The following is a 24,085-nucleotide window of genomic DNA, read 5'->3' as shown; positions in this document are numbered from 1 at the left end:
CCGTGGCGGGCCGCTGGCTCGGTTCGGCAGGGATAGACGCTACACCGACCTGAGGGTGCCTCTAACATCACCGGTGTGACTCCCGCTCTAGGCGATATCGGCAAACGGCTGCTGCTCGGACGCAAACTGCGCAGCACCCAGCTGGGTGAGACCCTGCTGCCCAAGCGCATCGCCCTGCCGGTGTTCGCGAGCGACGCGCTGTCGTCGGTCGCCTACGCCCCGGACGAGGTCTTCCTCACGCTGTCGGTCGCCGGGCTGGCGGCGTACAGCTATTCGTGGAAGATCGGCCTGCTGGTCGCGTTCGTGATGCTCGTCGTCGTGGCGTCGTACCGGCAGAACGTGCACGCCTACCCGTCGGGTGGGGGTGACTACGAGGTCGCGACGGTGAATATCGGCCCGACGGCCGGTCTGACGGTGGCCAGCGCGCTGATGGTCGACTACGTGCTGACCGTCGCAGTGTCGATCTCGTCCGGCGTCCAGAACGCGAAGTCGGCGCTGCCGTTCCTGGAGGGGCACGAGGTGCCGCTCGCGGTCGGCCTGGTGGTCGTGCTGACCGCGATGAACCTGCGGGGCGTCCGCGAGTCGGGCGGGATCTTCGCGGTCCCGACGTACATCTTCATGTTCTCGATCATCGGGATGGCGATCTGGGGCCTGATCCGGCTCGGCGCCGGCAACCTGCCGATGGCGGAGAGCGCGAACTTCGAGGTGCGGGCCGAGCCGGGACACGAAGTGTTCAGCGGGCTCGCCGCGGTCTTCCTGCTGGCGCGCGCGTTCTCGTCCGGGTGTGCGGCGCTGACCGGTGTCGAGGCGATCAGCAACGGCGTACCGGCGTTCCGGAAGCCGAAGAGCCGCAACGCCGCGACCACGCTGCTGCTGCTCGGCGGGATCGCGGTCACGATGCTGATGAGCATCCTGTTCCTGGCCAGCAAGATCAAGCTCCGGTACGCCGAGGATCCCGCCACCCAGCTGTACAGCAACGGGCAACCGGTCGGCGACGGCTACACCCAGAAGACCGTCATCGGCCAGATCGGCGACTCGGTGTTCTCGAACTTCCCGCCGGCCTTCTACGTGGTGATCGGCGCGACCATGCTGATTCTGGTGCTGGCCGCGAACACCGCGTTCAACGGCTTCCCGGTGCTCGCCTCGATCCTGGCCCGCGACGGCTTCCTGCCCCGCCAGTTGCACACCCGCGGCGACCGGCTCGCCTACAGCAACGGCATCATCCTGCTGGCGTTGTGCGCGGCCGGCCTGATCATCGCGTTCGACGCCCAGGTCACGAAGCTGATCCAGCTGTACATCGTGGGCGTGTTCGTCAGCTTCACGCTCAGCCAGTTCGGCATGATCCGGCACTGGACCCGGCACCTGAAGACCGAGACCGACGCGGCGAAGCGGCGGCACATGTTCCGCTCCCGGGTGATCAACACGATCGGCCTGACGATGACCGGCGTGGTCCTGGTGATCGTGCTGCTGACCAAGTTCACCCACGGCGCCTACATCGCGATCATCGCGATGGCCGTGCTGTTCGTGCTGATGAAGGGCATCCACCGGCACTACGAGACGGTCCGCAAGCAGATGACGGCCGAAGGCGACGAGCCGCTGATGCTGCCGTCGCGGGTGCACTCGATCGTGCTGGTCTCGAAGCTGCACCGGCCGACGCTGCGGGCGCTGGCGTTCGCGAAGGCGGCCCGGCCGTCGACGCTCGAGGCGATCACCGTCGACGTCGACCGGGACGAGGCGGACGAGCTGCAGGCCGATTGGGAGGCCCGCGGCATCCCGATCCCGCTGAAGCGGCTGGCCTCGCCGTACCGCGAGATCACCCGGCCGATCCTGCAGTACGTGCGCGACATCCGGAGGCAGTCGCCGCGGGACGTGGTGATGGTTTACATCCCCGAGTACGTCGTCGGTCACTGGTGGGAGCACATCCTCCACAACCAGAGCGCGCTGCGGCTCAAGGGGCGGCTCTTGTTCACACCTGGTGTGATGGTTACGTCCGTTCCTTACCAGCTGCTCTCGTCGCAGGGGGCCGAGGAGCGGCAGGACCGGGTGGAACGGGTAGCCGGCCAGGTACGGCGCGGTGCCCGCAAGGCGTCAGGAGATCGGTGACAGACGAGAACAGTCTGGTTGGGGCGGTAGTCGAGCTCGAGGTAGGGCCAGTCGCCCACGGGGGACACTGCGTTGCTCGGCACGAAGGACAGGTGGTGTTCGTCCGGCACGCTCTGCCGGGGGAGCTGGTGCACGCCCGGATCACGGAGCAGACAGCGAAGTACCTGCGGGCCGACGCGGTCCAGGTGCTCACGCCGTCCCCACAGCGGATCGAGCCGCCGTGCCCGTACGCCGGACCGGGGCGGTGCGGTGGCTGTGACTTCCAGCACGCCAACATCGTCGAGCAGCGGCGGCTGAAGGCGACGGTCGTGTCGGACACGCTCCGGCGGATCGGCGGCATCGAACGGACCATCGTGATGGAGTCGCCCGGTGACGACGGGCTGGGCTGGCGGACGCGGATGCGGTACGCCGTCGTTGACGGGCGGCCCGGGATGTACGCGCACCGCTCGCACGACCTGATCCCGATCGACCAGTGCCTGCTCGCGCACCCGGGGACACCGGACGTGCTGAGCTCACAGTGGCCGGGTGTGTCGTCGGTGCAGGCGGTGGTGTCGTCCGAGGGCAAGAGCGCCGTACTGACCGACCAGGACCCGGGGGAGCGGCTGGTCGAGGTGGTGCGCGACCGGCGGTTCCTGGTGGAGGCCGGTGGGTTCTGGCAGGTCCACCCAGCGGCGCCGGAGACACTGGTGGACGCCGTACTGAGTGGGCTGGAGCCTGCTCCTGGTGAGACCGCGCTCGACCTGTACTCGGGTGTCGGGCTGTTCGCGGCGTTCCTGGCCGAGGCCGGTTGCCCCGTGCTGGCGATCGAGGGCGACAAGGACGCGGTCCGGAACGCCAGGCGGAACCTGCACGACCTGGACGGCGTGACGCTCGAGCACGGCGACGTCGACCGGGTCCTGAACGCGGCTGCCGGCCAGGGCCTGGAGCATGTGGACCTCGTGGTCCTGGATCCGCCACGGACCGGCGCCGGGAAGGACGTCGTACGGCGGATCGCGGCGCTCGGACCGCGGCGCGTGGCGTATGTCGCGTGCGATCCCGCGGCGCTGGCCCGGGACCTGAAGACGTTCGGGCGCCTCGGGTACGGCATCGCGTCCCTGCGCGCGTTCGACCTGTTCGGGATGACCCACCACATCGAATGCGTCGCCATCCTCGAGCCTGTGGACAGTGAAGTGGCCAGTGGGGGAGGGCTCGGGTAGCGTCTGGGCCTGGATCCAAATGCGCTTGGAGACCTGATGCCGCTCGTTGACCTGGACGACCCGGAGGAGTTGCGCGCCCGCTGGGCTGCACTCGCCGCGGTCGCGCATGCCACGGGCTTCGACCGGCGCTGGTACGCCGACGCGGACGGGTACCACCACCAGGACGAGAGCGCGTCCGTGCTGCGGATGGCGCGCCTGGAGGACGGGCGGGCGGTGCTGTGGGGATTCCACACGCAGCACAGTCGGACCGCCGGCGAGGACCTGCTGGCCGGGTCCCCGGAGTGGATCGGGCAGCCGGAGGTGCGGCGGCGCCAGACCGCGGGCGAGCTCGGGTTCGTGTACGGCGCGTTCAACGGGAGCTGGGCGCGCGCGTCGTACCCCGGGGACCCGTGGCAGCCGGTCGACGACGGGTTCGCGCCGATCGGGGAGTGGATCACCTCCGACGAGGCGACCGCCGACGAGATGGTCGAGTGGGTCGCGGAATGGTGCGACTACCTCGGCGGGCTCGACGAACTCCGCCCGTACGGCGTGGAGCTCATCCGGGCCGCGGCCGGACCCGGGATCACGGCGGCGGCACTCGCGGCGTTCTTTGTGCACTTCGGGATCGATCCGCGGTCACCTGTGCAACCGGACCTCCCGGCAGGCGTCGCAGCGTGCGGGGACTTCACCCGGAACATTGCAGAACCGGCAAGTTTCCCCACAGACCCTGACACGGCCGAGGTGTCGGTCGTTGAAGATCCCGTGATCGGAGACAACCCGCCAGGCGACGACGAGGAGTCGTACGTCGTCCCACCCGGCATCAGCCCCTTCACCGGCCAGCCGATCGCCGACGCCCCGCCCGCGCCGTCCGTGGATCCTTCTGCGCCCGGCACGTATCTCCCCGCGAACCTCACCGATCCCGGGCTCCCGACGTCCCGTTCGTCGTACGACCCGACGCTTCCGTCGTCGGAACCTCCGCGTGTCGGTGGCGGTGTGTACGAAGGCGAGGACTTCTACAACAGCCTCTTCGCCGACGCCCCCGCCAGCGCGGCCCCCACGCCCGACCAGGACTGGGAAACCGCAGAACAGTCCTCCTGGTCCGAGCAGGAACCAACCAGCGCGTACAACCCGTTCGCCGAACCCACCCCGAACCAGCCGTGGACCGGCCCCGCCTGGATCAACGGCGAATGGGTAGAAGACCCCGCCAACGCAACCCCCGACAACTTGGTGCCAGCCGCACCCGCAGACCCGGTCCCGCTCGACTCACCGTTCGCCCAGGTCGCGGACCTCGAAGACGACGATGCACCCACCGCCGAGATCCAGGCTGTACTCGACCTGCCCGCGGCCGACGACGAAGCCGAACTGTCGTCCTTCACCGGCCCATCTCCCTTCGCCCCGGCGCCTGCCTCGGGCGCCGACGTGGCGCCTCAGACGGCTGATCTTGCTGGCACGGACGCGGACGACGACCAAACCGCGGAGATCCCCGCAGTAACCGACGACCTCCAGTCGGCCGCGCCGGAGACTCTCGACGTACGGGCGTCTGCGGACAGCGCCGACGTACCTGGTGCGCAGGGGTATGAGGTTCAAGCTCAGGTTGAGCCTCACCCTCTACCTCAGCCCTGGCCGCAACCCCAACCACACCCAGAACCGTGGCCCGAGCCAGAGCCGCACCCGGCGCCCTGGCCCCAGCCCACCCCACCCGCCCCAGAGCCAACCCCCCACCCCAGTCCCACTCCCGACCCGACACACGAGCCGACCCCCGGCCCGACGCCGACCCCGGCCCCAGGGCCCGGTCCTGCGCCCTTCCCGGAGCCTGAGCCTGAGCCTGAGCCGTTCCCGCAGCCCGAGCCGGAGCCGTTTCCGCAGCCTGAGCCGGAGCCCCAGCCGGAACCGATGCCCGAGCCTCAGCCGGCTCCCGAACCGGAGCCGGAGCCCTGGTCCGAGCCGCTTGAGGGTGGCTGGGAGATGATCCCGGGCGCTGGTGCGGCGAGCGATGAGTTCTGGGGTGACCCGGACGATGACATGCCTACGGGATTCGTGCCTGTGGTGGACGAAGACGAGCTGGAGTCGGTCGGGTCCGTCGATGAGCCTGACTATTCGAGCGCCACGGAACACCTAAACGGCGCTGCAGGCGGGGCTGACGGGTCGGCTGCTGTTGGTGGGATGTTGGTGGCTGGGTTGGGGCTGGTGGGTGGCGGTGGGCCTCGGCTGGTGCCTGCGGCTGGGTCTCTCGAGGAGGCTATGCGGGCCGAGGTGGAGCGGCCTCGGCCCCGCCCGGAGGAGTCGGCTGCGGTGCAGGCGTTGCATGACTGGTGTCGGGCGCGGACGGCGATTGTGCCGTCGGGGTTCACGATCCAGGTGCAGGTGCTCGACCCGGGTGCGCCGTCGTACCGGTTCGATCTGGAGCCGCCGGAGGTGGACGCCCCCGAGTTCGCTGCCGAGAAGCTCAGCGGGCTGCTCGGTGATCTGTGGCTGACCGAGGCACAAGGTGAGCAGGGCGGTTGGCTGTTCGCGCGGATCGACGCGGCCGGACGCACGCTGCGGATCGACCGGTGGTACGACCAGGTGCCCGACTGGTGGGACAACCCGATCGAGGAGCGCTTCGACCCGAACGAGCTGGTCCGCAGGTTGTACAGCCGCGGCGCCCAGTGGCAACCGTCGTACCTGGAGAAGCTGTACACCAGCGCGAGATAGCGTTGGCGCCATGCTTCTCAGGATCTTCACCGAACCGCAGCAGGGCGCGTCGTACGACGACCTGCTCGCCGTCGCCCGCAAGACCGAGGAGAACGGGTTCGACGCGTTCTTCCGTTCCGACCACTACCTCGTCATGGGCGAGAACGACGGCCTTCCGGGCCCGACCGACTCGTGGATCACGCTGGCCGGCCTGGCCCGTGAGACGAAGCGGATCAAGCTCGGCACGCTGGTCAGCTCCGCGACGTTCCGCAACCCCGGCGTACTGGCGATCTCGGTCGCGCAGGTCGACCAGATGAGCGGCGGCCGCGCCGAGCTCGGTCTGGGCGCCGGCTGGTACGAGAAAGAGCATCAGGCGTACGGCCTCGACTTCCCCGACACCCCCGGCCGCTTCGACATCCTCACCGAGCAGCTCGAACTGATCACCGGCCTCTGGGACACCCCGGTCGGGGAGAGGTACGACTTCCAGGGCGAGCATTACCAGATCAGCGACTCGCCGGCGCTGCCGAAGCCGGTCCAGCAGCCGCACCCGCCGATCATCGTCGGGGGAGCGGGCAAGAAGCGTACGCCGGAGCTCGCCGCGAAGTACGCCGCCGAGTTCAACGCGGGCTTCCGCGGCGTCGACGAGACCGCAACCCTGTTCAAGCGGGTGCAGGCAGCGTGCGAGGCCGAAGGTCGCGACCCGAAGACGCTCGCGCTGTCCACCGCGCACACGGTTGTGGTCGGCAAGGACGACGCCGAGGTGAAGCAGCGGGCCGAGGCGATCGGCCGCGCTGTCGAGGACCTCAAGGCGAACGCCATCGCGGGGACGCCGGCCGAGGTAGTCGACCGGCTGGGGCAGTTCGCCGCCGTCGGATCGCAGCGTCAGTACGTCCAGATCATGGATCTGAAGGATCTCGACCACCTCGACCTGATCGCGGCGGAGGTTCTTCCACAGGTTTCCTGATCTCGGGAAAAGTTGGCTCGATGTCGTGTATCTTGATGTCGAGAGAGTTTCCGGCGCGAGGTTAGGGGAACCTGACCTCGCAGCCGGTCACAGCGCTCGGCAGGATGGAGCGCAGCGGACACGGACTGGACAAGAGGAGCGGGTTGATGGCGAGCGTCGACAGCTTCGGTGCCAAGGGGGCACTCGAGGTCAACGGGCAGTCGTACGAGATCTTCAGGTTGGCGGGCATCGAGGGTGCGGACACGCTGCCGTACTCGCTGAAGGTCCTGCTGGAGAACCTGCTGCGCACCGAGGACGGCGCGAACATCACCGCCGAGCACATCACCAAGCTCGGCAACTGGGACCAGAACGCGGCCCCGGACACCGAGATCCAGTTCACCCCGGCCCGGGTGATCATGCAGGACTTCACCGGCGTCCCGTGCGTGGTCGACCTGGCCACGATGCGCGAGGCGGTCGGCGAGCTCGGCGGTGACCCGACCAAGATCAACCCGCTCGCGCCGGCCGAGCTGGTCATCGACCACTCGGTCATCATCGACGTGTTCGGTACGCCGGACGCGTTCGAGCGCAACGTCGAGTTCGAGTACGGGCGGAACCGCGAGCGGTACCAGTTCCTCCGCTGGGGCCAGACCGCGTTCGACGAGTTCAAGGTCGTCCCGCCCGGCACCGGCATCGTGCACCAGGTGAACATCGAGCACCTGGCCCGGACCGTGATGGTCCGCAACGGCCAGGCGTACCCGGACACCTGCGTCGGCACCGACAGTCACACCACGATGGTGAACGGTCTCGGCGTGCTCGGCTGGGGCGTCGGCGGTATCGAGGCCGAGGCTGCGATGCTCGGCCAGCCGGTGTCGATGCTGATCCCGAAGGTCGTCGGCTTCAAGCTGACCGGGTCCGTCCCGGCCGGTGCGACCGCGACCGACGTGGTGCTGACGATCACCCAGATGCTGCGCAAGCACGGTGTGGTCGGCAAGTTCGTCGAGTTCTACGGCGACGGCGTCGCGGCGGTGCCGCTGGCGAACCGCGCCACGATCGGCAACATGAGCCCGGAGTTCGGCTCGACCTGCGCGATCTTCCCGATCGACGACGTCACGCTGGAGTACCTGCGCCTGACCGGCCGCGCCGACGACGAGGTCGCGCTCGTCGAGGCGTACGCCAAGGAGCAGGGCCTGTGGCACAACCCGGACGTCGAGCCGCGCTTCTCGGAGTACCTCGAGCTCGACCTGTCGACCGTCGTACCGTCGATCGCCGGCCCGAAGCGGCCGCAGGACCGGGTCGCGCTGAGCGAGGCCAAGGAAGGCTTCCGCGGCGCACTGGCCGACTACGCCACCGAAGAGCTCGACGTCGACCCGTCGGAGACCGGCAGCTTCCCGGCCAGTGACGCGCCGAACGGTCACGGCAACGTCAACGACGAGCCGCACGTGCCGCACGGCGGTCCGGGGCGCCCGTCGAAGAAGACCAAGATCTCGATGGACGGTCAGGAGGTCGAGCTCGACCACGGCCACGTCGTGATCGCCTCCATCACCTCCTGCACCAACACCTCGAACCCGTCCGTCATGCTCGCCGCGGCGCTGCTGGCCAAGAACGCGGTCGACAAGGGCCTGGCGTCGAAGCCGTGGGTGAAGACGTCGCTCGCGCCGGGGTCGAAGGTCGTCACCGACTACTACGAGAAGGCCGGCGTCACGCCGTACCTGGAGAAGCTCGGCTTCCACCTGGTCGGGTACGGCTGCACCACCTGCATCGGCAACTCCGGCCCGCTGCCGGAGGCCGTGTCGGCCGGTGTGCAGGAAGCCGACCTCGCGGTCGTGAGTGTGCTGTCCGGCAACCGGAACTTCGAGGGCCGGATCAACCCGGACGTGAAGATGAACTACCTCGCGTCGCCGCCGCTGGTGATCGCGTACGCGCTGGCCGGCACCATGGACTTCGACTTCGAGACCGATGCCCTGGGCAAGGACACCGACGGGAACGACGTGTTCCTGAAGGACATCTGGCCGAGCGCCGACGAGGTCGAGCGGACCATCGCGAGCTCGATCAACAAGGAGATGTTCACCAAGGACTACGCCGACGTGTTCGCCGGTGACGAGCGCTGGCAGTCGCTGCCGACGCCGGAGGGCAAGACGTTCGCGTGGGACAGCGAGTCGACGTACGTGCGGAAGCCTCCGTACTTCGACGGCATGGCGAAGGACCCGTCGCCGGTCACCGACATCGCCGGTGCGCGCGTGCTGGCCAAGCTGGGCGACTCGGTCACCACCGACCACATCTCGCCGGCCGGTTCGATCAAGGCGGACAGCCCTGCCGGCACGTACCTGGCCGAGCACGGTGTGGACCGCAAGGACTTCAATTCGTACGGTTCCCGCCGGGGCAACCACGAGGTGATGATCCGCGGCACGTTCGCGAACATCCGGCTGCGCAACCAGATCGCGCCCGGCACCGAGGGCGGCTTCACCCGCGACTTCACCAAGTCCGAGGCGCCCGTGACGACGATCTATGACGCCGCGCAGTCGTACGCCGAAGCCGGTACGCCGCTGGTGATCCTGGCCGGTAAGGAGTACGGCTCGGGTTCGTCGCGGGACTGGGCCGCGAAGGGTACGGCGCTGCTCGGCGCGAAGGCCGTCATCACCGAGTCCTTCGAGCGGATCCACCGGTCGAACCTGATCGGCATGGGCGTGCTGCCGCTGCAGTACCCGGAGGGTGAGAACGCGGAGTCCCTCGGCCTGACCGGCGAGGAGACCTTCGACATCACCGGCGTGACCGCGCTGAACGACGGCGAGATCCCGCGCACGGTGCACGTCAAGGTGACCGCGACCGACGGCGGCGTGCAGGAGTTCGACGCGGTCGTCCGCATCGACACCCCGGGCGAGGCCGACTACTACCGCAACGGCGGCATCCTGCAGTACGTCCTCCGATCCCTGATCGCCGGCTGACATGACTGGAGCGGACGACGGCGTCGTCCGCCTCTGGTACGACGAGGAGGGCTGGGGTGTCATCCGACTGCCCCAGCACTCCCGGCGGCTGCTGGACCCCGTTCTCGACGATCGAGGCAGACGGGTAAAGCCACCGGACCGTGTGGCTCACGGTGCACTGAACGCGAAGAGCGAACTGCTTTCCGGAACATTTACGCCAGCAGGCGGAAGTTTGTTTCCGGAAACCAGCCCGCGGCCGGGCGTGCGTGGGCTGGTGGTGCTGAACTGTCGGTTGGACGCGGTTTACTGACTGCATGACTGAGCGGGAGTCGCCGCGGGATGTTGTGCGGGCGGCGTGTGCGACGTACGGCGAGGACGTCGTGGTCGGCTGGTGTGTGGCGTTTCTTACCGGGGAGATCTCGGGGATGGCGGCGTATGGCGCTGAGCTGCCGAAGCTGGTCGCGATCACCGGGTCGGCGAACCCGGGTGGGTGGAAGGCGCCGGTTGATCCGACCAACTACTACTGGGTCCGGGTGTGGGCCGCTCGGGCGTTCCTGTATGTGTGGCGGGACGACGTGGTCGATGCGCTGCTGGTCGCTGCGGACGATCCGGCCTGGCGGGTCCGTGAACACGTCGCGAAGATCACCGCGCAACGCGAGCTCGGCCAACTCGTCGACGCGCTCCTGCCGATGCTCGATCACGAGCTGCCGCGGGTTCGTGCGGCGGCTGTCCGTGCGATCGGCGCCGCGGGGGAGTACGAGCACGCCGACGCGATCCGGACGCTCGCGGACGATCCCGATCACACCGTCCGCGCGGCCGTCGAGCGCGCACTCGCGAAACTGGAGGACCGCCTTGACCGACCTGTCCGCTGACCACTCAGGACCCGCTGCCGCGCTGATCTCCACCCGCCTCGCGACGCCGGCAGACGGTGCGGCTGTTGGCGAGGTGCATGCGGCGTCGTGGGGTGCAGCGTACGGCCCGCTCTTTCCCGAGGACGTGGCGCAGGAAGGGATTGCGAGTCGGTTGACCAGGTGGCACGAGCGGCTCGCGGCAGGCAAAGGGCTCGTGATGCTCGGGTTCGTCGGCGATCGGCCGCTCGCGATGTCCTGGTCGGAGCCGTCGGACACACGGACGCAGCTAGCCGAGATCCACAGCTTCTACACGCACCCCGACGGCTGGGGGAGCGGTGTCTCCGCGGCCCTGATGGACGCCACCCTCCAGCAGCTCCGCGCCGACGGGTACGACAGTGTGCACCTCTGGACCCTGAGAGACACACCGCAGTCCCGCCGCTTCTACACCAAGTGCGGCTTCGTCGAAACCGGAGCCACCCAGACCCGCGACTTCGGTGACGGAAACCCGCTCCCTCAGGTGGAGTACGAGCTAGTCATCAAGAGCAGCGCGTAGCTTCCCGGCGTACTCCTCGGCCTCGGCGTCGTCGGCGTACTTGGTCCGCGGCCAGAAGAAGCCGCGGAGTCCGTCGCCTTTCGTGCGCGGTACGACGTGGACGTGCAGGTGCGGTACCGACTGGGACACGATGTTGTTCACGGCAACGAACGACCCCTGCGCGTCGAACGCGGTCCGTACGGCGCTCGCGACCGACCGGGCCGCCCCGAAGAACGGCACCATCAGCTCGTCGGGCAGCTCGGCCAGCGTCGGCACGTGCGTCCGCGGCACGATCAGCGTGTGGCCCTTGAACACCGGCCGGACGTCCAGGAACCCGACGACGTCCGGCGTGTCCAGGACGATTTGCGCAGGCGTCGTACCGGCGATGATCGAGCAGAAGAGACAGTCCGCCATACCGTCAACCTAGCTTCTCGTCGACGAAGCACCAGCGCCACGTCTCGCCCGGCTCGAAGCTGCGCATCACCGGATGCATGGTCTGGTCGTAGTGCTTGCTCGCGTGCTTCATCACCGACGAGTCGCAGCACCCGACATGACCGCACCCCAGGCACAGCCGCAGGTGGACCCACGAACCGCCCTCGGCCAGGCACTCCTCGCAGCCGTCCGGCGTGTTCGGCGCGACCACCACCGGCGCCTCGTCCAGGTGCTCACACGCGCCACCCGGCGTGGTCTTCGGCTTCAGGTCCTCGGAGCGCCCGCCGACGTCGTCGTCCTCGTCGCGGTCCAGGATCGACTCCTCGATGTCGAGCGCGTTCTGCGCCCGCTGCAGCACCTCGTCGGCGACCAGCCCGGCGTCGCGGACCTTGAGGATGTGGGCTCGTTCGGCCTCGAGCATCGCGATCCGCAGCCGCCGGTACGCCTCGCTCGGCGTCTCGTACTCGGTCTCCGGCCGCCCGAGCCGCTCCCACGCAGCCTGGGCCCGCGCCTCACCCCGCTGACGCAGTACGTCGAGAATCGCGGGCGGATCCGTCGGCATCGAGATCTCGTCGAGCTTGGCGATCGCGGCCCGATGAGCTCCCTGCAGTACGGCGGCCTCCTGCAACGCGTCCTCGGCGGGATCCGGTCCCGGCAGGCGCAGGCGACGTACCAGCCAGGGCAGCGTCGAGCCCTGGACGAGCAGCGTGCCGGCGGTGACGGCGAGGGCGATGAACACGAGGACCTCGCGATGCGGCGTGTCCTCGGGCAGCGTGAAGACCGCGGCCAGCGTGACCACGCCGCGCATCCCGGCCCACGACACCACGATCAGGGCCCGGCGCGACACCGGGCCGGGGCGCGAGGGTCCGAGGAAGCGGCGGGACAGCATGGTCGTCGGGATGATCCAGATCGGCCGCAGGAGAATCACCGCGACGAAGACCGCGACGGTCGTGGTCGCGATGAGCCACGCCGGCAGCGGGCTCGCGGTCAAGTCATCGAGGATCCATCGGGTCTGCAGCCCGATCAGCAGGAAAACCGTGTTCTCCAGGAGGAACTGGAACGTCCGCCAGTTGGTCCGCTCCGACATCCGCGACTTCGCCGACTGGATGATCGGGGCCTTGTGGCCGAGCAGCAGGCCGGTGACGACCACCGCGAGTACGCCGGACGCGTGGATGTAGTGGTTCTCCGCCGCGATGTACGCGATGAACGGCGCGGTCAGGCTGAGCGTGGTGTCCAGGACCGGATCGGTGAACTGGCGGCGGATCTTCGCCAGCACGAACGCGACGACGAGGCCGATGAGGACACCGCCGCCGGCCGCGCGCAGGAAATCGAGGCCGACGTGCCACACGGTCGGCGCGACCACGGCGGCAGCGATCGCCGTACGCAGGCAGACCAGCGCGGTCGCGTCGTTCAGCAGGCTTTCGCCCTCGAGGATCGTGACGATGCGGCGGGGGAGGCCGACCCGCTTGGCGATCGCGGTCGCGGCGACCGCGTCGGGCGGCGCGACGACGGCGCCGATCGCGAACGCGGCCCAGAACGGCAGCGGTTCCTGGCCGATCGACTCCGCCACCCGACCGAGCAGCCACCACGCGACGACGCCGACGCCGAGCGCGGTGAACGCGACCAGGCCGACGGACAGCAGCCCGATGGACCGCCGGTGCTTGGAGAAGTCGACCAGGCTGGTCTTGATCGCGGCCGAGTAGAGCAGCGGCGGCAGGAACCCGACCAGCACGACCTCGGGTGCGAGCTCGACCCGCGGGATGAACGGCAGGTACGACACGGCGATCCCGATGACGACCAGCAGCAGAGGGGCCGAGATCCCTAGCCGCCGCGCCAGCGCGGCGACCGCCGCGACGACGGCGACGAGGGCCACGACCTCGATCGCGATATGCACGCGGACAGTGTCGCAGCTACCTGAGCCTCGGGTCTGGTCAGCCGGGGACCTGTCCTCTAGCGTGTGCGAAGCGAGATCCGTCGATCACCTGGAGTGACTGATGCGCCGTGTGCTTGCTCTGCTCTGTGTTGTGGCCTTGCTCCTGTCACCGGTGATTCCGGCCGCAGCCGCGAGCACGGTGACGAACGGATGTGTCGCGTCGGTCCCAGAGCCTGGTACGACGACGCCGGTGCGGATCTGCTACTCGCTGTTCAAACCGGCCACCGCCTCGCCTCAGCACACCGTCCCGCTGATCTTCCACAGCCACGGGTGGGGCGGCAGCCGGACCACGGACCCGGCCGCGTTCAAGGCGTGGCTCGACGCGGGCTTCGGCGTACTCAGCTTCGACCAGCGCAGCTTCGGCCAGAGCACCGGCGTCGCGCATGTGATGAACCCGGACTACGAGGGCCGCGACGTGGTGAAGCTCGTCGACCTGGTCGCAGGCCTGGACTGGGTGACGAAGCAGGGGCCTGGCGATCCGCTGATCGGAGCGATCGGCGGGTCGTACGGCGGCGGGTACCAGTTCGCCGGCGCCTTCACCGAGCTTCGCGACCGCGGGCGGACTCGGTTCGACGCGCTCGCTCCGGAGATCACCTGGTGGGATCTCAAGCAGAGCCTCGCGCCGCAGGAGGCCGCCCGGACCATGTGGCTGTCGCTCCTGTTCGCGGGCGGCGGCACGCATCTGCCGCCCGCGGTGTCGGCCGCCTTCGTGGCGCTGATCGCGACCGGGGCCTGGCCGACCGGGAAGGCGGGGCGCGATCTCAACGCGTTCTTCGCGCACAACGGACCGGCATGGCACGTCCAGCAGGGCCGCAAGCTCGACCTCCCGGTGTTGTTCGGTCAGGGCATCTCCGACAACCTGTTCAACCTCAACCAGGGGCTCGCGAACTTCGACCGCGCACTGACCGCCCGCGCCCGGGCCAAGTCGATCTTCGTCGGGTACAACGGCGGTCACACGCTGCCCAGCGTCGTACCGCCCGGCTACGCGACCGCGGGCGACCCGTGCTCGATCGCGCTCGGATCACCCAACTTCTCGAGCCTGTCGATCCGCTTCATGCAGCTGCAGCTCCTGCACAAGTCGACCGGCCTGTCCGGCTTCGGAACGTACCACCTCTCGACCGCCGACGGTCGTTGCCTCACGCAACGGAACCTGACGCCGAACAAGCGGTACGCGCTCGGCAAGATCGTCGCGCCGACCGGCGTCGGCCTGCCCGTCAACCTGCCGATCGCGAAAGGCCCGATCACGATCGCCGGCACGCCCACGCTGACCGCTGACGTCTATACGGTGATCCCGCAGTCGGCGGCGTACTTCGCGTTGAGCGTCGGCAAGAACCCGCTCACAGCGAAGGTCGTGCAGAACAACACCATGCCGCTGCGCGAGAAGCACACGGCCCGCGGCGTACGACGCACGATCGAGCTCCCTGCCATCGCCGTCGACGTCCCGGCCGGCCAGAACCTCTACCTCACCGTCGCCCCCATCGCCGACATGTACGCCGGCCAACGCGGCCCGCTCCCCGGCGTGATGATGCTCAAGAACGGAACCCTCAGCCTTCACCTGACTCGGTAGCAGCCGTGTCAGAGGCCTAGCGGACCTTGTCGAGGTAGGTCTTGTAGACGGTCAGGAACGGCTCGTCGGTGGACACCGCGCCGACGAGCCAGTCGCACGTCTGGCGCGCGGTGGCGATCACGTCGGGCGGGTAGCTGTACTTCACCTGATGCTCGGCGAACTCGTCCTCGTCGTCGATGAACACGTTCCCGTCGCGGCGCTTGATCACGTCCAGATCGAGGTCGATCATCGTCACCACGTCCTCGGAGAACTCGACCGGCGTGGTGATGTCCGCGTAGATCTCGGTGTACCGCGGCTCGTCGTTGAAGATCGCGGTGAACCACTTGTCCCGCGGGAACAGCTGCACATGCGCCTGCTCCTGGGTCACCACCGGCTCGTCGCCGCGCTGCGACACGGACCCGGCCGGTGCGCCCAGCCAGACGCCGTACTCGTCCTCGCCCAGATACCGCATCCACTGATGCCAGTGCAGCTTCTCGTCGAACTTGCGATAAACCACCCGAACATCACGCATGAACCCAAACCTATCGGCCACCGGGTCCGCGGCGTTGGGGCCCGCGGTTCTGCAACTTGGTGCAACTTTGCTGTGGGGAGTGGACCGGTCGCGTAATGCGACGGAACATGGTGGGGTGCCGGCCCCTAGGTCGTCATCGTGACCGGCTCCCGTTGGCTCAGGGGGGCTCCTAGCCGACGGGAGCCGGTTACCGCCCAGAGTTACCGGCCCAGCGCGCGGATCTGTTCGAGGTACGGCTTGTACGCCGTTGCGAACGGTTCTGCTGTGGTGATGGTGGCTGCCAGGTGGTCGCAGGTGGCCCGCGCGGTGGCGATCACCTGTGGCGGGTAGTTGTAGCGGACCTGGTGCTCGTGGAACTCGTCCTCGTCCATCACGCGTACGGTGCCGTCGCGGAGCAGGCGGATGTCGAGGTCGAGGTCGACGGTGGTGACCGAGTCGACGCCGAACTCGGCCGGCATCGTGATGTCGCAGTAGATCGCGGTCTGGTGCGGCTCGTCGTTGAACAGGGCGCTCCACCATTGGCCGTGCGGGAACAGCCGGACCCGGTGGTGGTCGATCGTGGTCCAGCTGCCGTCGGCGCGCTGGCCGCGGGTACCGGGGGCGGAGCCGACCCACAGTCCGTGCTCGTCCTCGCCGAGCCGGACCGCCTCGACCAGCCGATGCGGCTGCCCGTCGTACTTCCGGAACAGGGTCCTCACCATCTCCACACGATCACCCTAAGTGAGACCCGCCACACCTTCGAACCAGGCACACCCGGCGGGCGTCTTGAAGTCCGAGATATAGACTCAAGCATTCGAGGACGACCCGCAGGAGGAGCTCGATGCGCGTGCTGGAGACGGTGGAGGGTCCGGCTGACCTCAAGAAGCTGACTGATCAGCAGCTGACCGATCTGGCGACCGAGATCCGGGATGTGCTGGTCGAGACGGTGACCCGCACCGGGGGCCACCTCGGCCCGAACCTCGGCATGGTCGAGATCACGCTGGCGATGCACCGGGTGTTCGACTCCCCGCGGGACCGGCTCCTGTTCGACATCGGCCACCAGGCGTACGTGCACAAGCTCGTCACCGGCCGGGCGCACGAGTTCGGCACGCTCCGTCAGCAGGGCGGCCTGTCCGGGTACCCGAGCCAGGCCGAGTCCGAGCACGACGTGATCGAGAACTGCCACGCCTCGACAGCCCTGTCGTACGCCGACGGCCTGGCCAAGGCGTACCGGGTGCGCGGCGAGGACCGGCACGTGGTCGCGGTGATCGGCGACGGCGGGCTGACCGGCGGAATGGCCTGGGAGGCGCTGAACAACATCGCCGCCGCCAAGGACCTCAACCTCGTCATCATCGTCAACGACAACGGCCGGTCGTACAGCCCGACCGTCGGCGGCCTGGCCACTCACCTGACCAGCCTGCGCACCAACCCGCGGTACGAGAAGGTCCTCGACCTGATCAAGAAGAACCTCGGCCGGACGCCGTACGTCGGCCCGCCGATGTACGAGGTGCTGCACGGCGTGAAGAAGGGCCTCAAGGACATGCTTGCCCCGCAGGGCATGTTCGAGGACCTCGGCCTCAAGTACGTCGGCCCGGTCGACGGTCACGACCGGCACGCGCTCGAGGACGCGCTCCGCAACGCGAAGGCGTTCGGCGGGCCGGTGATCGTGCACGCGGTGACCAAGAAGGGCTTCGGGTACGCCGCCGCCGAGGAGGACGAGGAGGACAACCTCCACCAGATCCGCCCGGTGAACAAGCCGCGCGGCTGGACGGACGTGTTCTCCGACGAGCTGATCAAGATCGGCCACCGGCGGCCGGACGTGGTGGCGATCACTGCGGCGATGCTGCACCCGACCGGTCTCGCACCGTTCGCGGAGGAGTTCCCGGACCGGATCTTCGACGTCGGGATCGCCGAGCAGCACGCGGTGACCAGCGCCGCGGGCCTCGCGCTGGGCGGACTGCACCCGGTCGTCGGGCTCTACTCGACGTTCCTCAACCGCGCCTTCGACCAGCTGCTGCTGGACGTCGCACTGCACAAGTGCGGCGTGACCTTCGTCCTCGACCGTGCGGGTGTCACTGGTGATGACGGCCCGACCCACAACGGCATCTATGACATGTCGCTGGCCAACCTCGTCCCCGGCCTGCGCCTCGCGGCGCCGCGGGACGGCAAGCGGGTCCAGGAGCTGCTGAACGAGGCGATCGAGGTCGACGACGCCCCGACCGTACTGCGGTACGCGAAGGGCGAGGTGTTCCCGGACATCGAGGCGATCGACCGCGTCGGGCAGATCGACGTACTCCACCGATCCGGCACCGACGTACTCCTGGTCGGGATCGGTGCGATGGTGGCGACCGCGATGGAGGTCGCGCAGCGCCTGGAGGCACACGGTTTCGGTGTCACCGTGGTCGACCCGCGCTGGGTGAAGCCGGTGGATCCGCAGCTGGTCGAGCTGGCCCGGGGCTTCGAGCTCGTCGCGACGATCGAGGACAACGGCCGCGCCGGTGGCGTAGGCACGATGATCGCCCAGGCGCTCCGCGACGCGGGCGTCGAGACCCCGTTCCGCGACTTCGGCGTACCGCAGGAGTTCCTCGAGCACGCCAAGCGCGCTGCCGTACTGCAGGCGATCGGACTCACCGGCCAAGAGGTGGCGCGGGAGATCACCGAGCAGCTCACGCAGCACGCAGAAGCTCTCAGCGAGCCGGACACCGCCGGCGACCGTCCGGGTACCTAGCGGGACCGTGGCTGAGGCAGGGCGGCACAGCCGGCACGCGGCCACGCGCCGGCGATCGCGGATCTGGCCGGTCCTGCTGTCGCTCGTCCTGGTAGCGGTCGCGGTGACCGGCGGTCTCGCCCTGCATCGCTCGAGCCAGTCCGACGGTCGCGCTGCCGGCACCACCACCAACACGCCGACGGTCGACCAGGCCGTGCGGTCGGCGGCCGTCGACCAGGTGCTGAAGCGCCGCTCGGACGCCGTCCTGGCCGGCAACGAGCAGGCGTTCCTCGCCGACGTCGACCCCGGCAACAAGCGGCTCGTCGCGAGCCAGCGCACCCTGTTCACGAACCTGCGCCAGTTCGGTTTCGCGAAGCTGGCCTACCAGCAGCTGGCCCAGCAGTACGACGACACGATCGCCCAGAAGTACGGCCCGTCGACGTACCTCGTGGCCGTCGCGATGACCTACCAGATCCGCGGCATCGACCTGGTCCCGGTCCGCGCGATGCTCGGCTACACCTTCACCCAGCGGCCGAACGGCACCTGGATGCTGGTCTCCGACTCCGACCTGGACAAGCGCCTGCCGCGCGGTTCGCACCAGGAAGCCTGGGACATGAACGCGGTCCTCGTGAAGCGCGCCGCACGCGTTGTCGTGGTCGTGGAGAAGGGCCAGGACGCGCTCGCGGACAGATTCGTCGCGATGTCGCTCAGTGCGGTGCAGGCGGTCTCGAAGAGCTGGCCCGGCGGCTGGAACGGCTCCGGCGTGGTGATCGCGCTCGACGAGAAGATCGTCCGCGGCGCCGACTTCACGCAGCCGAAGAACGCCGAGGACGCGCTCGCGATGGCGACCTGGGTGTACCGCACGCTGCCGGGCGAGGTCACCGGCGAAGGGCAGCGGGCCGACTCGTACGTCGTCGTGAACCCGCACAACCGAAACAAGGTCGACGCCCGCACGCTGGCTCACGAGTTCACCCACGTCGCGACCGCGCCGTACGGCCCGTACGCTCCCCGCTGGCTGGTCGAGGGCGCCGCGACGTACGTCGAGTTCCTGCCGATGGACGGGCAGAAGGCCCTGGCGATCCCGCAGTACCGGCTGGATGTGCGGACGAAGTACCTCGCGAAGGCGAAGAGCCTGCCCGCCGACGCCACGTTCTTCGACCAGGCCGACAGCTCGTATCCGCTGTCCTGGCTGGCGCTCGACTATCTGTTCACGCGCTTCGGCGGGGTCGAGGTCGGCACGCTGTACCGCGAGCTGGCCGCGCTCGGATCGACCCAGAAGGAACGCGACCGGATCATGCTCGAACACGTCGGGATGAACGAGGCGGGACTTTTCCGCGCCCTCAAGGCCGCAGCGGCAGCGTAAAGCGCCGAGCGTCGAGTAGGGTAGCCCGGCTGCAACGATCGGGTACTCGGAGGAGAACGACCCGAAGTGAGTGCGTCGACGCCCAATGAGGGGCATCCTGCTGGGCCCCGCCGCTGGCTCGGCCTGCTGGTAGCGGTTGCCCTGGTTGCGGGCGGTGTCGTCTACACCGTTGAACAACGCGAGCAGGACGCGCGCCGGCGGACCGCCGCCACGCAGGCCGTGTCGCCCGCGCCGCCGAAGGCCACGAAGCCGTCCCGGATCGCCGCCGCGGTCGCCGCCCGGCGGGTCGCGATCGACACGATCCTGCTGCGCCGCGCGCAGGCCGTGCAGACCGGCAACGAGGCGCAGTTCCTCGCCGACGTCGACCCGGCGAACAAGAAGCTTCGCGCGGCGCAGAAGATCCTGTTCGCGAACCTGGTCGAGATCGGCTTCACCGAAATTGGCTACAGCCAGGCCGAGGAGCGATTCAACCCGGCCATCCTCAAGGCCCACGGCGGTACGACGTACCTGGTCCGGATCCTGATGCGGTACCAGATCCCCAAGGTCGACTTCACGCCGGTGACGACCGAGCTCGGCTACACGTTCATCGCCCGCGGCGGCCACTGGCTGCTGACCGCGGACAACGAACTGGACGACGACCTCGGGCCGGGCGCGCATCGCGAGGCCTGGGACCTCGGCCGGATCGAGGTGCAGCGCGGCCCGCGCGTCCTGGTCGTCGTGGAGAAGGGCGACACGACCCGCGGCCGGGCGATCGTCACCGAAGCGACCGAGGGGCTCCAGGAGGTCACGGCGTACTGGCCGTTGAAGTGGACCGGGTCGGTGTTCGTGATCGCGCTCGACGAGACCGAGGTCCGCGACGCGAAGTTCGCTGACGAGGACATCGAGTCCGCGGCGAGCACCGGTACGACGTTCTCGTCGCTGCCCGGACAGGACACCGCCGACGGCACGGTCGCCGGCGGGTACGTCGTCATCAACCCGAACGAGCGCGACCGCGTCGACGAGATCCTGCTGTCGCACGAGATCACCCACGTCGCGACCGCGGACCTCGGCGGGTACGAACCGCTGTGGCTGGCCGAAGGCGCCGCGGAGTACGTGTCCTGGCGCGGGATCGAGGCCGTCAGCGGCCCGGGCGAGGTCGGCAAGTGGGAGCAGGAGGTCGTCGACGACGCCGTACCGCAGCTGACGGCCCTGCCCAGCGACGCCGGCTTCTACCAGAACTCCGCCGACGTGTACGGCGTCAGCTGGCTGGCGGTCCGCTTCCTCGTGCGGCGGATCGGACTCGGCAAGGTCGAGGAGCTGTACGAGGACATGGCGCACAACGGCACCGACCAGGCCGCCCGCGACCGCATCCTGCTGAGTCGCACCGGGCTCACCGAAGCCACCCTGTGGACATCGCTGACAACATACACACCGCAACGCTGAGTGGCGGTTTGACCTCGCGCTGTCAGAGGGGCAATCTCGAATGGTTCCGTCCAATCGAGGAGGCGCAGATGAGTCTTGTGCGGAAGAAGACGATCGAGCAGTCGATCGCCGACACCGACGAGCCGGAGTACCAGCTGAAGAAACGCCTCACCGCGGTCGACCTGACCGTCTTTGGCATCGGCGTCATCATCGGTGCCGGCATCTTCACCCTGACCGGCCGCGCGGCCAAGCTGTACGCCGGACCGGGTATCGCACTGTCCTTCGTGCTGGCCGCGGTCTGCTGCGCGCTCGCCGCCCTGTGCTACGCCGAGTTCTCGTCCACCGTGCCGGTGTCGGGTTCGGCGTACACGTTCTCGTACTTCGCGCTCGGTGAGATCTTCGCCTGGATCATCGGCTGGGACCTGCTGCTCGAGTTGATGCTCGGGGCAAGTGTCGTGGCGCAGGGCTGGTCGACGTACGCCGCCTTGTTCCTCGACCAGATCGGGTTGGGCTGGCCGTCGTCGATCGGGCCCGACAGCCACGTCAACGTGCTGGCGATGCTGCTGGTCGTCGTACTGGCGACGCTCGCGACCATCGGCATCAAGGAGTCGATGCGGGTCAACCTGGTGCTCGTTGCGATCAAGCTGTTCGTCGTGCTGTTCGTGATCGTCGCCGGCCTGTTCTACATCAAGAGCTCGAACCTGTCGCCGTTCATCCCGCCGAGTGTCGAGACTCCGGACGCGCACGTCACGATCACGACGCCGCTGTTCCAGGCGCTGTTCGGGTTCACACCGTCGACGTTCGGCGTGATGGGCCTGGTGTCGGGCGCATCGCTGGTGTTCTTCGCGTTCATCGGGTTCGACGTGGTCGCGACCACGGCCGAGGAAGCCAAGAACCCGCAGCGCGACCTGCCCCGCGGCATCATCGGCTCGCTGGCCATCTGCACGGTCCTGTACGTGCTGGTCTGCATCGTCATCACCGGCATGGTGAAGTACACCGACATCAGCGGTGAGGCCGCGCTCGCGGAGGCGTTCCGATCCGTCGGCCGCGGAGGCTTCGCGACGTTGATCTCGGCGGGTGCGGTGGCCGGTCTGACCACCGTCGTACTGACCCTGATGATCGGCGCCGCGCGCGTCGTGTTCGCGATGAGCCGCGACCACCTGATGCCCAAGCAGCTCGGCAAGACGCATCCGAAGTGGGGTACGCCGTACCGCCTGACCATCGGCATCGGTGTCGTCGTCGCGATCGTCGCCGGTGTCACCCCGATCGGGAAGCTGGAGGAGATGGTGAACATCGGTACCCTGGCCGCGTTCACCCTGGTGTCGATCGCCGTACCGCTGCTGCGGAAGAGCCGGCCGGACATCAAGCGATCGTTCACCGTGCCGGGCAACCCGGTGATCCCGATTCTGGCCGCGGTCATCTGCATCTACCTGATGCTGAACCTGTCGCTGGAGACCTGGCTGCGGTTCGCGATCTGGATGGTGCTCGGCTTCGTCGTCTACGCCCTGTACGGCTACCGGCGGAGCCGCGTCGGCCTGGAGGAGCGCACGGGCGAGGTCCAGAAGGCCTGATTCCGGGTCGCTCTGATTTGGTGCTGGGACGGTCGGCTGCGGTTAGGATCAGCCGACCGTCCGAGGGGGACACCCATGAAGCACCCGAAACGCCTGTTCGCAGGCGTTGCCGCGCTGGCGCTCGCTGCGTCCGGCGCGGTTGTCGCTGTCCGAGGCTGGCACGGCGACGTACCAGCCGGCCGCAGCGCCGTCGCGGCGACGCGTAGCACTGCTGGCAAGACGCCGGGGGAGTTGAGTGCGGCCGAGAAGGCGGCGCGTACGAAGGCCGTCGACGCCGTCCTGGCGCGCCGGGCCGTTGCCGTCCAGAAGGGCGACCTGAAGGGCTTCCTGGCCACGGTCGACCCCAAGCAGGCCGCGTTGGTGGGGCGGGAGCGGCTGCTGTTCACCAACCTGCGGAAGTTCGGGTTCAGCGCGCTGCAGTACTTCACCGCCGACACGTTCGAGCAGGTTCCGACCATGGTCACGAAGTTCGGGGCGGCGGCGTACTCGACGCGGGTGATGATGCGGTACCAGATCTCCGGGCTGGACCCGCGGCCGGTGCAGACCGATCTCGGGTACACGTTCGTCCACCGGGCCGGGTCCTGGGTGCTCGTCGACGACACCGCGACCGACGAGTTCCTGTCCGAGGCCGGGCATCGCCAGCCCTGGGACTTCGACGAGGTCCAGCTGGTACGGCGGGGCAAGGTCGTCGTGGTCGTCGACAAGCGCGAGGCCAGTCTCGGCACGAAGGTCGCGAAAGTCGCGGAGAAGGCCGTGGCGTCGGTCCGCAAGCACTGGGAACGCCCGTGGAACGGGGCGGTGCTGGTCGTGGCGATGCCGCAGGAGCGGGTGATGTCGACGCTCTGGACGACCGGCAGCGGCGACGGCTGGACGATCGCGGCGAAGGCCGTGACCCTGTTCGAGGGCGAGCAACTGGGCAAGCCGGTCGGCCGCCCGATCGGGAGCCGCATCGTCGTGAACCCGGCGCTGCGCAAGAAGCTCGAGAAGGACCTGCTCGTCCACGAGATGACGCACGTGGCGACGTCGACGCTCGGTCTCAATGCCCCGATCTGGGCGGTTGAAGGTCTCGCCGAATACGTCCGCTGCCGCTCGATCGAGGACGACCCGCACTGGTCCGTCGACCCGTACCGCAAGCGCGTCCGGACCAAGTACCTGTCCGGCCTGAAGGCGCTCCCCAGCGACACCGTCTTCGCCGACAACGCCGACCAGGCCTACGGCACCAGCTGGTGGATCATGGAGTACCTCGCCGACAAACTAGGCGAGAAGAAACTCGCCACCCTGTACGTCGACCTCTCCCAACACGGCGAAACCGTCCTGAAAAAGGACACCGGCCTAACCGCAGCCCAAATCGTCACCGGCGCCAAGAAGTTCAAAGGCTGACAGGGGATGACCTGCGTGGGGGTTGAAGGGCTGACAAGGGATG

The 24,085-nt window shown here is 68.6% G+C and carries 17 protein-coding genes; 13 read left to right on the top strand and 4 right to left on the bottom strand.

Features of this window, described 5'->3' with window-relative positions; genetic code table 11:
• Positions 1 to 75 precede the first annotated feature (75 nt).
• The 7 genes from ACWF0M_RS10870 to ACWF0M_RS10840 all read left to right on the top strand — a co-directional run bounded on the left by ACWF0M_RS10870 (position 76) and on the right by ACWF0M_RS10840 (position 11,219).
• Positions 76 to 2,103: an amino acid permease gene (locus ACWF0M_RS10870; RefSeq protein WP_452235419.1), complete on the top strand. Its 2,028-nt coding sequence runs from the start codon at positions 76 to 78 to the stop codon at positions 2,101 to 2,103.
• Positions 2,100 to 3,299: a class I SAM-dependent RNA methyltransferase gene (locus tag ACWF0M_RS10865; RefSeq protein ID WP_452235418.1), complete on the top strand. Its 1,200-nt coding sequence runs from the start codon at positions 2,100 to 2,102 to the stop codon at positions 3,297 to 3,299. Before ACWF0M_RS10870 ends, ACWF0M_RS10865 begins: the two co-directional genes overlap by 4 nt.
• 36 nt (positions 3,300 to 3,335) lie before the next feature.
• Positions 3,336 to 5,972 (top strand): hypothetical protein, encoded by a 2,637-nt coding sequence (locus ACWF0M_RS10860; RefSeq protein WP_452235417.1) that lies wholly within the window; start codon positions 3,336 to 3,338, stop codon positions 5,970 to 5,972.
• Between the two features lie 10 nt (positions 5,973 to 5,982).
• Positions 5,983 to 6,915: an LLM class F420-dependent oxidoreductase gene (locus ACWF0M_RS10855; protein ID WP_452235416.1), complete on the top strand. Its 933-nt coding sequence runs from the start codon at positions 5,983 to 5,985 to the stop codon at positions 6,913 to 6,915.
• A gap of 146 nt (positions 6,916 to 7,061) precedes the next feature.
• Positions 7,062 to 9,836 (top strand): aconitate hydratase AcnA, encoded by a 2,775-nt coding sequence (gene acnA, locus ACWF0M_RS10850; RefSeq protein ID WP_452235415.1) that lies wholly within the window; start codon positions 7,062 to 7,064, stop codon positions 9,834 to 9,836.
• A gap of 293 nt (positions 9,837 to 10,129) precedes the next feature.
• Positions 10,130 to 10,687, top strand: coding sequence for a HEAT repeat domain-containing protein (locus ACWF0M_RS10845; protein ID WP_452235414.1), 558 nt, complete (start codon positions 10,130 to 10,132; stop codon positions 10,685 to 10,687).
• Entirely contained in the window at positions 10,668 to 11,219 is a 552-nt protein-coding gene (locus tag ACWF0M_RS10840) for an N-acetyltransferase family protein (protein WP_452235413.1), read from the top strand. The genes ACWF0M_RS10845 and ACWF0M_RS10840 overlap by 20 nt, the downstream gene beginning before the upstream one ends.
• On the opposite strand, the gene ACWF0M_RS10835 is transcribed toward ACWF0M_RS10840, so the two are convergent.
• Together ACWF0M_RS10835 and ACWF0M_RS10830 are read right to left on the bottom strand one after the other, a co-directional pair.
• A complete protein-coding gene (locus ACWF0M_RS10835; protein ID WP_452235412.1) occupies positions 11,196 to 11,612 on the bottom strand; it encodes an HIT family protein in 417 nt (138 codons plus the stop codon). The genes ACWF0M_RS10840 and ACWF0M_RS10835 overlap by 24 nt on opposite strands.
• 4 nt (positions 11,613 to 11,616) lie before the next feature.
• Positions 11,617 to 13,524, bottom strand: coding sequence for a Na+/H+ antiporter (locus tag ACWF0M_RS10830; protein WP_452235411.1), 1,908 nt, complete (start codon positions 13,522 to 13,524; stop codon positions 11,617 to 11,619).
• Between the two features lie 130 nt (positions 13,525 to 13,654).
• Here ACWF0M_RS10830 and ACWF0M_RS10825 point away from each other — a divergent pair, with 130 nt between their 5' ends.
• The gene (locus ACWF0M_RS10825; protein ID WP_452235410.1) at positions 13,655 to 15,130 is read left to right on the top strand and encodes a CocE/NonD family hydrolase; all 1,476 of its coding nucleotides are present in this window, start codon (positions 13,655 to 13,657) and stop codon (positions 15,128 to 15,130) included.
• Between the two features lie 16 nt (positions 15,131 to 15,146).
• Here ACWF0M_RS10825 and ACWF0M_RS10820 read toward each other — a convergent pair whose 3' ends face one another.
• Complete coding sequence (locus ACWF0M_RS10820) at positions 15,147 to 15,641, bottom strand: DUF402 domain-containing protein (RefSeq protein WP_452235409.1); 495 nt, start codon at positions 15,639 to 15,641, stop codon at positions 15,147 to 15,149.
• Between the two features lie 200 nt (positions 15,642 to 15,841).
• A complete protein-coding gene (locus ACWF0M_RS10815; RefSeq protein ID WP_452235408.1) occupies positions 15,842 to 16,342 on the bottom strand; it encodes a DUF402 domain-containing protein in 501 nt (166 codons plus the stop codon).
• A 119-nt stretch (positions 16,343 to 16,461) separates the two neighbouring features.
• Between ACWF0M_RS10815 and dxs the strand changes: the two genes are divergently transcribed.
• The 5 genes from dxs to ACWF0M_RS10790 all read left to right on the top strand — a co-directional run bounded on the left by dxs (position 16,462) and on the right by ACWF0M_RS10790 (position 24,042).
• Positions 16,462 to 18,348 carry a 1-deoxy-D-xylulose-5-phosphate synthase gene (gene dxs / locus ACWF0M_RS10810; protein WP_452235407.1) on the top strand — a complete coding sequence of 629 codons (1,887 nt, stop codon included), beginning with the start codon at positions 16,462 to 16,464 and terminating at the stop codon, positions 18,346 to 18,348.
• 7 nt (positions 18,349 to 18,355) lie between these two features.
• Positions 18,356 to 19,690 (top strand): hypothetical protein, encoded by a 1,335-nt coding sequence (locus ACWF0M_RS10805; RefSeq protein ID WP_452235406.1) that lies wholly within the window; start codon positions 18,356 to 18,358, stop codon positions 19,688 to 19,690.
• 66 nt (positions 19,691 to 19,756) lie between these two features.
• The gene (locus ACWF0M_RS10800; RefSeq protein WP_452235405.1) at positions 19,757 to 21,112 is read left to right on the top strand and encodes a hypothetical protein; all 1,356 of its coding nucleotides are present in this window, start codon (positions 19,757 to 19,759) and stop codon (positions 21,110 to 21,112) included.
• Positions 21,113 to 21,180: 68 nt separating this feature from the next.
• Entirely contained in the window at positions 21,181 to 22,662 is a 1,482-nt protein-coding gene (locus ACWF0M_RS10795; RefSeq protein WP_452235404.1) for an amino acid permease, read from the top strand.
• A gap of 75 nt (positions 22,663 to 22,737) precedes the next feature.
• Positions 22,738 to 24,042 (top strand): hypothetical protein, encoded by a 1,305-nt coding sequence (locus ACWF0M_RS10790; protein WP_452235403.1) that lies wholly within the window; start codon positions 22,738 to 22,740, stop codon positions 24,040 to 24,042.
• Positions 24,043 to 24,085: the final 43 nt, after the last annotated feature.

The sequence above is a fragment of the Kribbella sp. NPDC055110 genome, assembly GCF_053607525.1.
Note: the sequence above shows the minus strand (reverse complement) of the source record. Positions and strands in the feature narration are given on the sequence as shown.